Source organism: Bacillus sp. X1(2014) (genome assembly GCF_007678255.1).
Genome location: NZ_VEED01000038.1, coordinates 1 through 14,453, shown reverse-complemented (window position 1 = coordinate 14,453; position 14,453 = coordinate 1). Strand labels below are relative to the sequence as shown.

The 14,453-nt window shown below is 40.1% G+C and carries 15 protein-coding genes, 1 tRNA gene, 1 other RNA gene and 1 other annotated feature; of the genes, 13 read left to right on the top strand and 4 right to left on the bottom strand.

Features of this window, described 5'->3' with window-relative positions:
- Positions 1-251: 251 nt before the first annotated feature.
- Positions 252-1,193: a YaaC family protein gene (locus FS608_RS29290; RefSeq protein ID WP_144556060.1), complete on the bottom strand. Its 942-nt coding sequence runs from the start codon at positions 1,191-1,193 to the stop codon at positions 252-254.
- A gap of 107 nt (positions 1,194-1,300) precedes the next feature.
- Between FS608_RS29290 and guaB the strand changes: the two genes are divergently transcribed.
- The 6 genes from guaB to FS608_RS31560 all read left to right on the top strand — a co-directional run bounded on the left by guaB (position 1,301) and on the right by FS608_RS31560 (position 6,602).
- Positions 1,301-2,764: an IMP dehydrogenase gene (gene guaB, locus FS608_RS29285; RefSeq protein WP_144556059.1), complete on the top strand. Its 1,464-nt coding sequence runs from the start codon at positions 1,301-1,303 to the stop codon at positions 2,762-2,764.
- A 141-nt stretch (positions 2,765-2,905) separates the two neighbouring features.
- Positions 2,906-4,282, top strand: a complete 1,377-nt coding sequence (locus tag FS608_RS29280; protein WP_186328957.1) for a D-alanyl-D-alanine carboxypeptidase family protein — start codon at positions 2,906-2,908, stop codon at positions 4,280-4,282.
- 97 nt (positions 4,283-4,379) lie between these two features.
- Positions 4,380-4,604: a binding site (T-box leader), on the top strand.
- A gap of 91 nt (positions 4,605-4,695) precedes the next feature.
- Positions 4,696-5,976, top strand: coding sequence for a serine--tRNA ligase (serS, locus tag FS608_RS29275; protein WP_144556057.1), 1,281 nt, complete (start codon positions 4,696-4,698; stop codon positions 5,974-5,976).
- Positions 5,977-6,020: 44 nt separating this feature from the next.
- Complete coding sequence (locus FS608_RS31565) at positions 6,021-6,155, top strand: hypothetical protein (protein ID WP_260871864.1); 135 nt, start codon at positions 6,021-6,023, stop codon at positions 6,153-6,155.
- Between the two features lie 89 nt (positions 6,156-6,244).
- Positions 6,245-6,337 (top strand) — tRNA-Ser (locus FS608_RS29270).
- Between the two features lie 136 nt (positions 6,338-6,473).
- A complete protein-coding gene (locus tag FS608_RS31560) occupies positions 6,474-6,602 on the top strand; it encodes a hypothetical protein (protein ID WP_260871863.1) in 129 nt (42 codons plus the stop codon).
- 323 nt (positions 6,603-6,925) lie between these two features.
- Here FS608_RS31560 and FS608_RS29265 read toward each other — a convergent pair whose 3' ends face one another.
- From FS608_RS29265 to FS608_RS29255, 3 genes are all read right to left on the bottom strand, one after another.
- Positions 6,926-7,621: a deoxynucleoside kinase gene (locus FS608_RS29265; protein ID WP_144556056.1), complete on the bottom strand. Its 696-nt coding sequence runs from the start codon at positions 7,619-7,621 to the stop codon at positions 6,926-6,928.
- A 15-nt stretch (positions 7,622-7,636) separates the two neighbouring features.
- On the bottom strand, positions 7,637-8,284 hold the full coding sequence (locus FS608_RS29260; RefSeq protein WP_144556055.1) for a deoxynucleoside kinase: 648 nt from the start codon (positions 8,282-8,284) through the stop codon (positions 7,637-7,639).
- Between the two features lie 196 nt (positions 8,285-8,480).
- Complete coding sequence (locus FS608_RS29255) at positions 8,481-9,767, bottom strand: LysM peptidoglycan-binding domain-containing protein (RefSeq protein WP_144556054.1); 1,287 nt, start codon at positions 9,765-9,767, stop codon at positions 8,481-8,483.
- Positions 9,768-9,916: 149 nt separating this feature from the next.
- On the opposite strand from FS608_RS29255, the gene tadA reads away from it, so the two are divergent.
- The 7 genes from tadA (at position 9,917) to FS608_RS29220 (ending at position 14,170) form a co-directional block, all read left to right on the top strand.
- On the top strand, positions 9,917-10,438 hold the full coding sequence (gene tadA / locus FS608_RS29250; RefSeq protein WP_144556053.1) for a tRNA adenosine(34) deaminase TadA: 522 nt from the start codon (positions 9,917-9,919) through the stop codon (positions 10,436-10,438).
- 76 nt (positions 10,439-10,514) lie between these two features.
- Positions 10,515-10,779, top strand: an RNA gene (gene ffs, locus FS608_RS29245) — signal recognition particle sRNA large type.
- 137 nt (positions 10,780-10,916) lie between these two features.
- On the top strand, positions 10,917-12,605 hold the full coding sequence (gene dnaX / locus FS608_RS29240) for a DNA polymerase III subunit gamma/tau (RefSeq protein WP_144556052.1): 1,689 nt from the start codon (positions 10,917-10,919) through the stop codon (positions 12,603-12,605).
- A gap of 38 nt (positions 12,606-12,643) precedes the next feature.
- Complete coding sequence (locus FS608_RS29235; protein ID WP_144556061.1) at positions 12,644-12,964, top strand: YbaB/EbfC family nucleoid-associated protein; 321 nt, start codon at positions 12,644-12,646, stop codon at positions 12,962-12,964.
- A gap of 17 nt (positions 12,965-12,981) precedes the next feature.
- A complete protein-coding gene (gene recR, locus FS608_RS29230; protein ID WP_026565815.1) occupies positions 12,982-13,578 on the top strand; it encodes a recombination mediator RecR in 597 nt (198 codons plus the stop codon).
- 21 nt (positions 13,579-13,599) lie between these two features.
- Complete coding sequence (locus FS608_RS29225; protein ID WP_144556051.1) at positions 13,600-13,821, top strand: YaaL family protein; 222 nt, start codon at positions 13,600-13,602, stop codon at positions 13,819-13,821.
- Between the two features lie 85 nt (positions 13,822-13,906).
- Positions 13,907-14,170, top strand: a complete 264-nt coding sequence (locus FS608_RS29220) for a pro-sigmaK processing inhibitor BofA family protein (RefSeq protein ID WP_144556050.1) — start codon at positions 13,907-13,909, stop codon at positions 14,168-14,170.
- Positions 14,171-14,453: the final 283 nt, after the last annotated feature.

The following is a 14,453-nucleotide window of genomic DNA, read 5'->3' as shown; positions in this document are numbered from 1 at the left end:
TGGTAGTTGGGACACGCGTCCCTGTGAGAGTAGGACGTTGCCAGGCACATCAAGGACAACCTGAAAAGGTTGTCCTTATTTGTTATGGAAATATGATTAAATAATTGTCGACAGTAAAATGGTAAAAGTGGACAGTAAATCATTGGAATTGGACAGTAAAGTGATTAAACTAAACAGTAAATGCACGAAACCGGACAGTAAAACAAAAAAACAGAAAGCTAACAAAACTACTCAAAAAAATTTTCATTTTGCTATCTCATCAAATACTGATAAACCAAATAAGGCCCCTTTTGCAACGTGACATCCAAAAACGAACAAATAAACGGATAATCCTTATTTGGCATCATCTTTGTCAACTCACTCCACCACTCCGTTTCATAACGTGCAATCATACTTAAATTGTAAAGCAATAAATAATGAATCAGCAGCTCAGGGAAATTAAAAAAGTTGTCTTTGTTCAGGGGCAGCGCGTAATAATTTTCTCCTAAATGAAACTTCAATGGTGAGCTTCCGAAAGAAGATGCCGGGTTCACCTGAAAAGACAACCCCTCCTTCGAAAACTCCACTCCTTTTTCAAACTTAGACGCTAAAAATTCCTTAAACCGGCTTTCTGTCATATGGAATTGATCTAATATTTTTTCCGGCACAACAAGCTTTTCCTCAGTGGCCTCCAGCTTCATAAATGTCCTTTTCCCCTCAAGTAAAAAGAATAATTCATCTAGTTCTGGTATAAGCTTTAGTAATTCCTCCATAATGACTTTCTCCCCTTCCATTTGTTTCATGTGAAACAATTTTTCAGAAATGAAGGGGAAAAGTCCATTTTTTTGGAATTTCACTTCATCTTGGAAGAATTGATAATTCTGCTTCTTTCTTTTTCTTGTGGAGACACCGTGAGCCAAAACAGCCGTTGTTTCAGGGTAAGCAGGATCTGTTGTTAATATACATGCCTTAATTAAGTGGACAAGACCATAAAAAAGTAAAATTGGTTTTATAATAAGTGGAGAACTGCTGGCTTGTTGATAATAAATTTGTCCATGTTCCAGATAATATAAAAACGCATAACAGTTTTCATAGCTTTTTTGCTCTGGATTCTCGATATTCCGTTTTTGATAACAATTTTTTAAAAATTGCTGGCAGTACTCTGCCGAAAAGAAACAAGAGAAGCTTTTCCAATCTTTATATTGAATACTCAAGACTATATCACCTTTTTCAGAAGAATCAGACTAATATTTATTCCTTGACAGTATTTTATCCAATTGATAACCTACAAATAATATTTTTTTTCCTGGGGGCCTGAAAAATGTGGGAAAGTAAGTTTGTAAAAGAAGGTTTAACGTTTGATGATGTTTTATTAATACCTGGTAAATCAGAAGTATTGCCTAGAGATGTAGATCTGCAAGTGGAACTATCGCCAAGTGTAAAGCTGAATATTCCTATCATAAGTGCTGGGATGGACACAGTAACAGAATCTGAAATGGCCATATCAATCGCTCGACAAGGCGGCTTAGGGATTATTCATAAGAATATGACGATTGAGCAGCAAGCAGAGCAAGTGGAAAAGGTAAAGAGATCAGAAAGCGGGGTTATTACTGATCCATTCTTCCTGACACCAGAGCACCAAGTGTATGATGCAGAGCATTTAATGGGAAAATATCGTATTTCCGGCGTACCGATTGTTAATAACTTGGAGGAACAAAAGCTTATCGGGATTATCACCAATAGGGATCTTCGTTTTATCCAAGATTATTCATTTAAAATTTCCGACGTTATGACCAAAGAGAATCTTGTAACGGCCCCAGTCGGAACGACGTTAAAAGAGGCAGAGAAAATTCTGCAGCGGTATAAAATTGAAAAATTGCCGCTTGTTAATGAGCAGGGTGAGTTAAAAGGATTAATCACAATTAAGGATATCGAAAAGGTGATTGAATTTCCAAACTCTGCAAAAGACAGTCAAGGGCGTTTATTGGCCGGAGCGGCAGTTGGAGTAACGAGCGATACGATGAAACGAGTAGAAGCACTTGTAAAAGCCAATGTCGATGTAATTGTCCTTGATACAGCCCATGGACATTCCAAAGGTGTCCTTGATATGGTAAAGGAAATTAGAACTACTCATCCAAATCTCACTATTATTGCTGGGAATGTGGCAACAGCTGAAGGAACCAAAGCCTTAATTGAAGCAGGTGCCGATGTTGTCAAAGTAGGAATTGGACCTGGATCGATTTGTACAACACGAGTTGTAGCGGGTGTCGGTGTACCACAAATTACTGCCGTTTATGATTGCGCAGGAGAAGCGATGAAGCATGGCAAGACGATTATTGCCGATGGCGGCATCAAATACTCTGGAGATATCGTAAAAGCTCTTGCAGCTGGCGGACATGCCGTTATGCTGGGCAGCTTATTGGCAGGGGTAACAGAGAGCCCAGGAGAGACAGAAATTTTCCAAGGACGCCGCTTTAAAGTGTACCGTGGGATGGGTTCAGTGGCTGCGATGGAAAAGGGATCAAAAGACCGTTATTTCCAAGAAGATAATAAGAAGTTCGTTCCAGAAGGAATTGAAGGACGGATTCCTTATAAAGGGCCATTAGCAGAGACTGTTTATCAACTTATCGGCGGACTCAGATCCGGTATGGGATATTGCGGAACCAAAGATCTAGAGGAATTAAGAACCAAAGCACAATTTATTAAAATGACAGGTGCGGGGTTAAGAGAGAGTCATCCACATGATGTTCAAATTACAAAAGAGGCTCCAAACTACTCCCTATAACTTTAAAACAGAGAAGCGATGACTTCTCTGTTTTTTATGTAAAAATACCTATAAACTTTAAAAAATAGCCATAAGATGGTTCATTGCTCCGTCTATGATTTGCTATTGACTTATGTTAAAATAACCAAGGTGTATAAATTCATGGAGGGCGTTAAAGTGAACAAACATTTTTATCAGAAATGTATTGCCAGTGCACTGGCACTTATTTTGTTTTTTGGACTATTTGCTGGTGTTGATATAGCGAAGGCAGACGCAGCATTAAATGTGAATGCAGACGGAGCTATTTTGGTTGATGGACAAACAGGTAAGGTTTTATATGCAAAAAATGCTGACAGTCCATTAGGAATTGCCAGTATGACAAAGATGATGACTGAGTATCTTTTACTGGATGCCGTGAAACACGGTAAGGTTAAATGGGACCAGGAATATACAGTAAGTGACCTGGTTTATAAAATCTCACAGCCAACGGGTTTATCGAATGTCCCTTTACGCCTTGGTGAAAAATATAATGTTCGAGAATTATATGAAGCTATGGCTATTTATTCTGCAAATGGGACAACCATTGCCCTTGCTGAAGTCATTGCTGGTTCTGAAACGAACTTTGTCAAGATGATGAATGAAAAGGCAAAAAAACTTGGATTAAAAAATAGTAAATTTGTGAACTCAACTGGTTTGAATAATAAAGATTATAATGGCAGCCAACCGGAAGGAACTGGAGCAGAGGAGGAAAATGTGATGTCTCCTCGTGATGTGGCGACATTAGCATTTCATCTCATTAATGATTATCCAGATGTTTTAAAAACAGCCAGCACTCCTAAAAAGGTATTTCGTGAAGGTACAGAAGATCGAATTGAAATGCAAAACTGGAACTGGATGCTGCCAACATTAGTTTATGGCTATGAGGGCATGGACGGGCTTAAAACCGGTACAACTGATTTTGCGGGTTACTGCTTCACGGGGACAGCAAGCAGAGATGGAAAACGATTTATTACCGTTGTCCAAAATGCGAAGGATGTTAGCGGGAAAAACGACGGTTATAAAGCGCGTTTTGGTGAAACAAAAAAAATGCTAGATTACGCATTTACAAATTTTTCAAAGGAAAAAATGATTTCTAAGCATTACCAAGTAAAAGGTCAAAAAACGGTTCCTGTTACAAAGGGAAAAGAAGACCAGGTTAAGATCTATACAAAATCAGCCATTAACATGATGATTCCAAATGGCAGCAAAGAAAATTATAAACCTGTCTTAGTCCTTGATAAGAAGAAACTGACGAAAGATGGTAAGCTAACAGCCCCAATTAAAAAGGGTGAGAAAGTTGGTTATTTAACCATTGAACCAAAAAATGGCGAAAAGGTAAGCTTCTTAACTGCAGAGGGGCAACAATCTGTAAAGGTTGATGTGATTGCTGCACAAGATGTAGAAAAATCAAACTGGTTTGTGTTGATGATGAAAGGTATTGGTAATTTCTTTGGAGATGTCTTTCATGGGATTGCCTCCACTGTTAAGGGATGGTTTTAATTTATTTTAACAACCAGCAAGCAAAAACAATTTGATTAAATTGGTTGCTTTTGGATAATATATATAGTAAATTAATAAATACAAAATCATAAATTATGATAAAGCAATGAGAGGAAATAGTAACAAGAGACTCATTCTACAAGAGAGCCGGTGGCTGGTGTGAACCGGTGAATGAAACTTGTGAATCCCTCCTCGAGCAAGGTGCGGAACATCTCATCCTGAGGTCAGTATGTACTTTCGGTAGAAACCGTTAACGTTTTTTTGAGGTGGACAGTTTATTCTGTCAACCAGGGTGGTATCGCGAGTAACTCTCGTCCCTGTATTAGGGGCGGGAGTTTTTTGTTTTTTAAGCGGTAATGCAGCCCGTACAGCACCGTCTGATCCTAAAAAAAATATAAAGGAGTGCCATTTTTATGCTAGATATTAAAGTGTTACGAGCTGATTTTGCAGATGTAAAAGAAAAACTTCAAAAGCGTGGGGAAGATTTATCTGCACTTGATCAATTTGAAGAACTGGACCAAAGAAGACGAGAACTAATTGTCGAAACAGAAAAGTTAAAAAGCCGCCGCAATGAAGTATCTCAGCAGGTTGCAGCTTTAAAACGTGATAAGCAGGATGCCGACCATTTGATCAAGGAAATGCGTGAGGTGGGTGACAAGATCAAAACGTTTGATGATGAATTACGTGTAGTAGAAGAGTCATTAGAACTTTTGATGCTGAGCATTCCAAATATCCCGCATGAAAGTGTTCCAGTGGGCGAAACTGAGGATGATAATATTGAAATAAGACAATGGGGCAAGGTGCGTGAGTTTGACTTTGAGGCCAAGCCGCATTGGGATGTTGCCGATCAGCTAGGGATTCTTGATTTTGAACGGGCTGGGAAGGTAACAGGGAGCCGCTTTGTATTTTATAAAGGGTTAGGTGCTCGTTTAGAACGTGCGTTAATAAGCTTCATGTTAGACCTTCACGTCGATGAGCATGGGTACACAGAAATATTGCCGCCGTATTTAGTCAACCGTGCGAGCATGACTGGAACAGGTCAACTTCCTAAGTTCGAAGAAGATGCCTTCTTAATTGAAAATGAAGATTACTTTCTAATTCCGACAGCAGAAGTCCCTGTCACCAATCTTCACCGTGATGAAATCTTAACTGCAGAAGCCCTGCCAATCCGCTTCGCTGCTTACAGTGCATGTTTCCGTTCTGAGGCTGGCTCTGCGGGCCGGGATACACGTGGTTTGATTCGTCAGCATCAATTCAATAAGGTGGAACTTGTAAAGTTTGTTAAGCCCGAAGATTCTTATGAGGAGCTTGAAAAGCTTACAAATGATGCAGAGAAAGTATTACAATTATTGGAGTTGCCATACCGTGTATTAAGCATGTGTACGGGTGACCTCGGCTTTACCGCTGCGAAAAAGTATGATATTGAAGTTTGGATTCCAAGCTATGGAACGTATCGTGAAATTTCTTCTTGCAGTAACTTTGAGGCTTTCCAGGCAAGACGGGCAAACATTCGTTTCCGCCGCGAACCAAAGGCAAAGCCAGAGCATGTTCACACCCTAAATGGTTCTGGTCTTGCGATTGGCCGCACGGTGGCTGCCATCTTAGAAAATTACCAACAAGCCGATGGCAGTGTCGTCATTCCTACTGTACTACGTCCATATATAGGCAACCGTGAAGTCATTGCACCAATGTAATTTTAAGCTATGTTAAAACATATTGTTTTATATTTGGCACCCTGTTGATTGGAGCGGAAGGCGCGAAGACTCCTGCGGGAGAACGGGACATGGGAGACCGCGCTGGAGCGCAGCGACGAGGACCGCCCGCGAATCGTTCGCGCTTGGAGCGGAAATCAATAGGCATGTGTAACATATAAAAAACTGGGCAGATAAAAATTTGTCCAGTTTTTTTATTTAGTATGTTGACATAGTAAAATGAATATGTTAAATTAGATTCTGTTGATACGGAGGAATACCCAAGTTTGGCTGAAGGGATCGGTCTTGAAAACCGACAGGCGGGTCATACCGCGCGGGGGTTCGAATCCCTCTTCCTCCTCCATAATATTTAATAATCGCGCATAAAACTGGAGATAAAGGTTCGTTACATTATATGTAACGGATTTTTTTTATGCCCATTTTTAGATGCACTGTTGAACAGGAACTTGTCCTAAGAGCAATAATTTGGATATTTGCCTATGAGAAGTTCTAAAGGAAAAACATTGCCAGTGATCAGAAGATTGTTGAAGGAAAAAAGAAGCTTAGCGGTAAATGAAGAGGGTCTCCATTTCCCGAGTGAAGGAAAAAAGGGGTTCAGTGGTAAATGAAGAGGGTCCCCATTTCCCGAGCGAAGGAAAAAAGGGACTCGGCGGTAAATGAAGAGGATCCCCATTTCCCGGGTGAAGAAAAAAAGAGGCTCAGCGGTAAATGAAGCGTGTCCCCATTTCCCGAGTGAAGGAAAAAAGAGGCTCAGCGGTAAATGAAGCGTGTCCCCATTTTCCGAGTGAAAGAAAAAAGGGGTTCAGCGGTAAATGAAGAGGCTCTCCATTTCCCGAGTAAAAGAAAAAAAGGACTCGACGGTAAATGAAAAGGGTCCAGTCCAGCAAAATTCATCGCATCAACCTTATAAATAAATAAAGCACATATTGGATTATCCAATATGTGCTGTTCTTATATTTAGGATTTCTTTCAACTTATCTTCCACTTCAAGGCAAACTCTAGTGGCGTCTTCCGCACATTTTACAACATCTGTTGTATCCATATCAATCACTAATACCTCGCTGGCTGAGTACTGGTTCATCACCCACTCATCATAACCCTTCCACACTTCGAAGTAATATTCCTTCAATTCAGGGTTAATTTCAAAGCTTCGGCCGCGGGCCATGATTCGGTCAATCACTGTATCAAATGATCCTTTTAAGTACACCATTAAATCTGGTGCTTTTTTTGGAAGTTCATTCAGTTCTTCCAGCATGTTTTCTACTAATTCTTCATATATTTTAAATTCCAAATCAGAAATTCGGCCTAACGATTTATTAACATAGGCAAAATACCAATCTTCATAAATGGAACGGTCTTGAATTGTATAAATAGGCTCTCTCCAACTAACGCATTCTTTAACAGTTTTAAAACGTTTATTCAAAAAGAATAATTGAAGCAGGAAAGGAATCCTTTTGGCATCTAATTCTTCAGGTGTCAGTTCATAATAGAGCGGAAGAATCGGGTTATCATCCACCGTTTCATAAAACACCTTACTTTCAATACCTTTATTTTGAAAGTGTGCATTCAATGTGTCTGCCACACTTGTTTTTCCAAGACCAATCATACCACCAATAACGATACTCACTAACATCCCCCTGATCTATAATGTTTTAGTCCAGCTGCTTTTTTTTAATGCTAATGATAATTGTTCAAAAATATGCTTTAAATCCTGTTCATTTTTGACAAAATCCAATTCGTCTCCGCTAAAGCGAATAACTGGTATTTCTGGATGTTCTTTTTCAAAGATCGTCATTGTATTTTCATAATCTAGCGATAACTGTTCTAAATATAAGGGGCTGATATTCTTTTCCACTTCACGCCCTCTTATTTTGATTCGTTTTAGAAGTGTATCGAGGCTGGCATTCAAATAAATAATGACATTAGGCTTCGGCATATCCTCAGTTAGAATTTGATAAATTTTATAATATTTTTGATATTCGTCCTCATTTAATGAGCGCTTTGCAAAAATTAAATTTTTGAAAATATGATAATCAGCTACAACTGATTGATTTTGAGTTAAGAAATGGGTATTGATATCCCCTAATTGCTTAAAACGATTGCAGAGGAAAAACATTTCGGTTTGAAAACTCCATTCCTCAATATTTTCATAGAATTTTCCTAAAAAAGGGTTTTCATCCACAATCTCTTTAAGTAATGCAAATTCAAATTGCGCTGAAATGGCTTTTGCGAGAGATGTTTTTCCAACACCAATCGGCCCTTCCACGGTAATAAAGGGTGTATCCCCCATTGCAAGTCCTCCTTCAAAAGCTGCCTTCACTCTATGTTTCACCAGAATATCTGGATATTTAGTCACAAAAAACACGCAAGATTTATTTTATCATAATCTCACGCAGGAAGGGATAAGGAATATTTAGAAGAAATATGTTTTATGTCAAATATATGAAAAAACTGCCGAATCACGGCAGTTTTTGTCGAATAAATATTTAGGTCGCGCGCTTGGTGACATTGAAATTATCGACGATTAACAGCCAGTTTTGCGGGAAGGCAAGACCGAGTTTCCAATAACTCATGCCCCTAATATTTAACTCTTTTATTAAGTCAAACTTCGCTTGGATAGAACGGGCATCCTCAAACCAAACCTCATGCTGTTTACCCGCTTCTGAATATCTAAAATGTGGTGCCTGTGCCTTGATGTCATATTGAATTGGGACATTGTGACTTGCGGCAAGCTGTATGGCCTGCTGTGGACTCACAGCCTTGGCAACCGACCCTTGCACGAAGGGAAGTGTCCAATCATAGCCGTACAGGTTTTGCCCCATCATAATCTTTCTCGCTGGGATATCTGTAACAGCGTATTCCAACACTCTTCTCACTTGATCAATGGGAGACACAGCCATAGCGGGGCCTCCGCTATATCCCCATTCATAGGTCATAATCACAACAAAGTCAACGATTTCCCCGTGCGCCTTATAGTCATGCGCTTCATACCATTTCCCTTTCTGAGAAGCACTGGTCTTTGGCGCTAGGGCGGTTGACATGAGCCAGCCTTTACTTCCGAATAGATGTTTTGCCTTACGTAAAAAGCGATTATAGGCCTCGCGGTCGGCCGGACGTAAAAACTCAAAGTCAAAATGAATATCACGGAATCCATATTTATTTGCAGTAGAAACAATGTTATTTAGAAATTTATCTTGAATGGCCATATCATTTAATAAAATTCGTCCGAGTTCGTCACTGAACTGATCATTCTCTTGATTGGTTATAACCATCATTAACACATTGCGGTTGGCCCTGGCTATGGCAGGAAAGTTGTTCAGCAGCGGTTCTTTTAGTGTCCCATCACGGCGGGCTTGAAAGCTAAAGGGAGCCAAATAGGTTAGATAGGGTGCTGCCTCACGGGCGCTGGATTCTAAGACTGGGGCTACGGTAGTGCCGCGCGGTTCAACGTATGCGTTAAATTCAGCATCTCTTTTTCTGCCTTGGGGAATGTAGAGACGAAAACCTATATTAAGCGGCTGATTAGGGTTGATTCGGTTGATAGAGGCAAGCTCTTGGTAAGGGACGCCGAACTTTCTTGAGATGGTGAATAAAGTATCGCCTGACTGCACGAAATAAAAGTGTCCAATAATCGGAATGACAAGCGACTGTCCAATCACAAGATTATTTGGATTCGGTAAATCGTTAGCCTCTACAATGTCCTGGACGGTAGTTTGATAGGCCCTTGCAATTGTAGTTAAGGTTTCATTACCCCTTATCACATGGATTTGCATCCTAATCCCTCCTAAGCAAATATGCGTTGCAATTATTTTATGAGGGGAGAAACGGATAAATGATATAATGCTTATAAATTTCATCTGAAGCAATAGGAATTTCCATTTTGGCAATAATGGGAGCATGGGAAAAGTAAAGGGGAATTATCATGATAGATGAGCAGACAATTGATGAATATTATATGAAGGAAGCGATAAAGGAAGGAAAAAAGGCTGAAGCGATGGATGAGGTACCGATTGGTGCAGTGCTCGTCATGGACGGGGAAATAATCGCTCGGGCCCACAATTTACGGGAGACCGAACAAAATGCTGTTGCACACGCAGAGCTAATAGCAATTGATCAAGCATGCAAAGAAACAGGTACATGGCGTCTTGAGGAATCTACCTTATATGTCACCTTGGAGCCGTGTCCAATGTGTGCAGGAGCCATTATTTTATCTAGAGTGAAAAGGGTGGTTTACGGTGCAGCTGACCCAAAGGGCGGCTGTGCAGGGACACTGATGAATCTTTTGGAAGATGACCGCTTTAATCATCAAAGCGAAGTAACTGGCGGTGTTTTAGAAGAAGAGTGCGGGCAGCTGCTCTCCGACTTTTTTCGAAAAATAAGAGAGCGAAAAAAGGCAGCGAAAAGACTGCAGGCAGATAGGCTTACAAAAAATGACAAAGAATAAGGATTGCTTTTTTACGAAAATATTTGTATACTAAGAAAGCGTCATAGTGACGCACATAACTTTGGTATCAACTTTGCCGTGCTAGGTGGGGAGGTAGCGGTGCCCTGTACCCGCAATCCGCTCTAGCGGGACTGAATCCCTTCCCGAGGCTAACGACCTGTAGGGTCTGCCTTAAGTAAGTGGTGTTGACGCCCTGGTCCTGCGCAATGGGAATCCATGAACCATGTCAGGTCCGGAAGGAAGCAGCATTAAGTGGACGCTCCCATGTGCCGCAGGGTGGCCTGGGCCGAGCTAACTGCTTAAGTAACGCTTATGGGCGTTAGTCGACGGAAGGTGCACGGCAGTTATATTACATAAATTAACTCATCTCAGACTTGGGATGAGTTTTTTTGTCCATTACATAGATTCATTTTGTAAAAAGCAAAATGATTAAGGTATAATAAAAAGGAATGAAAATTTTGAAGGGGGCGTGTGTCAATTGGCGTATCAAGCTTTATATCGTGTTTGGCGGCCTCAAACATTTATCGATGTAGTAGGACAAGAACATGTAACCAAGACATTACAAAACGCCCTGCTTCAGCAAAAAATATCACATGCGTATCTTTTTTCCGGCCCAAGAGGAACAGGGAAAACAAGTGCAGCTAAAATATTAGCAAAGGCGATTAACTGTGAGCGGTCACCTGTTTCAGAACCTTGTAACGAATGTGCAGCCTGCCGCGGAATAACGGATGGAACAATTTCAGATGTATTAGAATTTGATGCGGCTTCGAACTCACGTGTGGAAGAAATGCGAGATGTCCTGGATAAGGTAAGATTTGCACCAACAGCTGTAAACTACAAAGTCTATATTATTGATGAAGTGCATATGCTATCCATTAGCGCTTTTAATGCCTTGCTGAAAACTTTAGAAGAACCGCCGAAGCATGTCATCTTTATATTAGCTACAACAGAACCTCATAAAATCCCCTTAACGATTATTTCAAGATGTCAACGTTTTGATTTTAGACGCATTACTGCTGGCGCAATCGTCAATCGGATGAAGTTAATTGTTGAGGAATCTGGAATTGATTGTGATGAACGTGCCCTTCAATTGATTGCTCGGGCAGCAGATGGCGGGATGCGCGATGCACTTAGTCTATTGGATCAGGCGATATCGTATAGCCAGGACCATGTTGCAATTGAAGATGCATTAACGGTTACAGGATCAGTTTCGCAGGGATTTTTAAATAAGCTTGCTTTGGCATTCCGGGAAAAGGATGTCGCAAACGGCTTAGCTGCGTTGGATGAACTTTTATATCATGGAAAAGATCCCATGCGATTTATTGAGGATATAATCCTGTATTATCGTGACATGCTGCTATATAAAACAGCACCAAACCTTGAGGAATCACTGGAAAGAGTAATGCTGGATGATGATTTTCGAAACATTGCTGAAACGATATCAACAGATCAGATTTATCAATTGATTGATCTCTTGAATAAAACACAACAAGAAATGCGTTGGACTAATCATCCAAGAATTTTTCTTGAGGTAGCGATTGTTAAGTTGTGTCAAATGGAAGTTAGGCAGACGGCACAGGCGCAGCCTGCTCAAATTGACCAGTTGTTAACTAGAATTGGTCAATTGGAGATGGAACTCGAACATTTAAAGGCGAATGGTGTAACAGCATCTCCCCAAGAGGCAGTACAGCAATCACAAAAGCCAGCCCAAAGAACTGCGAAAAAGGCATTTCAGCCGGCGGTCGGAAAAATAAATGAAGTGTTAAAGCAGGCAACAAAAGGCGATTTGAATCTGATTAAATCTAATTGGGCAGAATTGCGGGCAAGTCTGTTAAAATCACAAGCTGCCCTATTAAACGATGCCGAGCCTATCGCCGCATCAGCAACTGCTTTTATCATAAAATTTAAGCATGAAATGATTTGCCAGATGGCGATGAGTCGAACAGATTTTCTGGATGCAGTGATCGCCGCTTTATATAAATTAACAGGCAAAAGATTTACAATCTTAGGTGTCCCGGAAGACCAGTGGCTGCCAATTCGCGAAAGCTTTTTGAATAGCCATGAAGGTGCTGAAGGAGAAACCAGTGATGTACCTAAGGAAGAAGAACCACATATTGCCGAGGCGAAAAAAATATTTGGCGAAGAATTTGTGGAAATTATTGATTAATAACTAATAACTAATTAATTGGAGGTAGTTGAATAATGATGCGTGGTGGCGGAATGGGAAATATGCAAAATATGATGAAACAAATGCAAAAGATGCAAAAGAAAATGGCAGAGGCACAAGAAGAATTAGGTGAAAAAAAGATTGAAGGAACTGCTGGCGGTGGTATGGTTACAGTTATTGTTACAGGACATAAGGAAGTAGTCGATGTAATTATTAAACCAGAAGCTGTTGATCCAGACGATATTGAAATGCTTCAAGACCTTGTTTTAGCTGCTACAAATGATGCTCTTAAAAAGGTAGAAGAGTTAACAAACAGTACGATGGGGCAATTTACAAAAGGAATGAACCTTCCTTTTTAGGAGAGGAATAGCCAAAGATGCATTATCCAGAACCAATTTCAAAGCTGATTGACAGCTTTATGAAGCTGCCAGGTATCGGTCCTAAAACAGCCGGTCGTCTGGCTTTTTTCGTCTTAAGTATGAAAGAAGATACTGTGCTTGATTTTGCTAAAGCACTTGTCAATGCCAAACGAAATTTAACGTATTGTTCTGTCTGCGGTCATATAACAGATCAAGACCCTTGTTACATTTGTGAAGATGTGCGCCGCGATAAGAGTATCATCTGTGTTGTCCAAGATCCTAAAGATGTGATTGCGATGGAAAAAATGAAGGAATTCAATGGATTGTATCATGTCCTTCATGGGGCCATTTCCCCTATGGATGGGATTGGACCAGAGGACATCAATATTCCAAGCCTCTTAAAGCGTCTTCAAGATGAAAATATAATAGAAGTAATCTTAGCGACAAACCCTAATATTGAGGGGGAAGCCACAGCTATGTATATTTCCCGTTTGTTAAAACCATCGGGAATTAAAACAACGAGAATTGCTCATGGACTTCCAGTCGGCGGGGATCTTGAATATGCAGATGAGGTTACTTTATCCAAAGCGATTGAGGGCCGAAGAGAATTTTAAGAAGACGCGGAGGAATCAATGATGTTTTTTCAGCGTAAAGGGCGGCTTCGTAAAGAGTATAATGAAAAGCTTTTAGTACAGTTGAATCGATATAAAGAACATTGGCAGCAAGAAAAGTTGCTGTTAGGGAAAAGTTTCGATCCTTCAGACGAAGTGATTTGTCAGACGAAAATAGCTGAGGCAAAGTATATCTTTCTCTTAAGAGAAGCAAAGCAGCGGAACGTTAATTTAATGAATTCATAAATATGCTATTTCCTTTTTTAGGTCTATTCTTGGCAGCTTGTACATAAGTTGTAAACAAAGTGACTTAAGAAGGGGGATAGCTTTTTTGGAACCTATTATCGTAATATCTATCCTAGGCGGCTTAGTAATTATCCTATTATTTACGGGAGCTCCTTTTAAGCCTGCTCGATTTGTAGGTCAAGCCGCAATCAAGTTAGTCATTGGAGCGCTATTTTTATTTTTCTTAAATGCAGCAGGAAACCGCTATGGCATTCATGTGCCGATTAATTTTGCCACCTCTGCCATTTCAGGCTTTTTAGGAATCCCGGGCCTGTGTGCTTTAGTGGCTATACAACATTGGGTAATCTAAATCGTAAACCGCTGAAAAAAGGCGGTTTTTCTTTTTGGAAAAAATAAAAATCAATTTTTTAAAAAAGTATTGACCAATGCTTTTATATGCTGTAATATATGAAAAGTCGTCACTGAGGCGATGCGAAACAAAAGAAAAAAGTTGTTGACTTCTGGTCAATAACTTGCTATGATAATAAAGTCGCCTTTGGGCGATAGAGAAATTGTTCTTTGAAAACTAAACAAACAAAATCGTGCAAACAAACAATAAATTTTAGTTTCTTTTTAAGAAACTAAGCCAACGT

Coding starts and splice junctions, on each gene's coding strand:
- FS608_RS29255 (WP_144556054.1), bottom strand. CDS start 9,767: ATGCAAATCCATGTGATAAGGGGTAATGAAACCTTAACTACAATTGCA.
- serS (WP_144556057.1), top strand. CDS start 4,696: ATGCTAGATATTAAAGTGTTACGAGCTGATTTTGCAGATGTAAAAGAA.
- tadA (WP_144556053.1), top strand. CDS start 9,917: ATGATAGATGAGCAGACAATTGATGAATATTATATGAAGGAAGCGATA.
- recR (WP_026565815.1), top strand. CDS start 12,982: ATGCATTATCCAGAACCAATTTCAAAGCTGATTGACAGCTTTATGAAG.
- FS608_RS29280 (WP_186328957.1), top strand. CDS start 2,906: ATGGAGGGCGTTAAAGTGAACAAACATTTTTATCAGAAATGTATTGCC.
- FS608_RS29225 (WP_144556051.1), top strand. CDS start 13,600: ATGTTTTTTCAGCGTAAAGGGCGGCTTCGTAAAGAGTATAATGAAAAG.
- guaB (WP_144556059.1), top strand. CDS start 1,301: ATGTGGGAAAGTAAGTTTGTAAAAGAAGGTTTAACGTTTGATGATGTT.
- FS608_RS31560 (WP_260871863.1), top strand. CDS start 6,474: ATGAGAAGTTCTAAAGGAAAAACATTGCCAGTGATCAGAAGATTGTTG.
- FS608_RS29260 (WP_144556055.1), bottom strand. CDS start 8,284: ATGGGGGATACACCCTTTATTACCGTGGAAGGGCCGATTGGTGTTGGA.
- FS608_RS29235 (WP_144556061.1), top strand. CDS start 12,644: ATGCGTGGTGGCGGAATGGGAAATATGCAAAATATGATGAAACAAATG.